At 36.0% G+C, this 994-nt stretch carries 1 protein-coding gene; it reads right to left on the reverse strand.

Features of this window, described 5'->3' with window-relative positions; all coding sequences use genetic code 11:
* On the reverse strand, positions 1–737 hold a 737-nt coding region (locus J6569_RS10975), incomplete at its 3' end, for a hypothetical protein (protein ID WP_296318484.1).
* Positions 738–994 lie beyond the last annotated feature (257 nt).

The following is a 994-nucleotide window of genomic DNA, read 5'->3' on the forward strand; positions in this document are numbered from 1 at the left end:
CTCAAGTAAAAAAATAAATTATGAGAGCCTGTGGTTGGAAAGTTTGCTCCAGGATTCGCTGGATTATAAGCATAAAACCCTCTATATTTATTCCAATCACCATGCGGATCGTTAAGAGAAGAAACTGCACCATCGTAAGGTATATCATTTGAATGCCAATCATATTCTAAGTTAGGCATAGCATAACAAAATTGTGGTTTATCCATTTTGGGATAAAGATAATAGGTATGCCTATTTCCAGTAAATTTATCACTTTCAGAAGGAATACCATATTCTGTCTTAATGCTTACATCTTCCACTTCTAACGTCAATTGATAAGGTGCATCACAGCCATTTAATGCTTTATCTGAGTTATCCTTCACATAATTAGTAATATCTTGACCATATAAATTCTGCCATTTAATTTTTAATTTACTTGAATTGACACGATGAAGTGTATCGCCATCATCATCCTTCCAATAACCATTGTCATCAATAACTTTATCTGCCAATACTTCTGGATAATTCCCATGAGGTACTAATGTCTTAATATCTGCAAAAGTGGCCGAAAGTTTATCTAACACTAATGGATTTTCCATACTTGAGCTATCATTTGATACAGTAATAATTTTGTTTCCGGGCAATGTTACTGATAATAAGGGACTAACTGAATCGGCATGAGTCGCACCGCCGTCAAAGGTTAAATAGGGGGAAGTACCATGGATCTTTTTTACCGTCACAGCGGATAATGCTGACATAGCATTATTCGATATCACTAATCCAAATAATGCCCAAATTGCTTGGGAAATATAACGTTTAATCTTTGAATTGGGTGATATTATGCACAAACAGGCTTGATAATAAAGAAAAGGTATAAAAACTTCAAAAAACAGCCGGATATGTAAAGTTGTTTTTTTTAGTTGTTCAAATTGTGTGCTGTGTGCTGTGTGCTGTGTGCTGTGTGCTGTGTGCTGTGTGCTGTGTGCTGTGTGCTGTGTGCTGTGTGCTGTGTGCT

It is taken from the genome of Gilliamella sp., from assembly GCF_024104075.1.
Lineage (GTDB): Bacteria > Pseudomonadota > Gammaproteobacteria > Enterobacterales > Orbaceae > Gilliamella > Gilliamella bombi.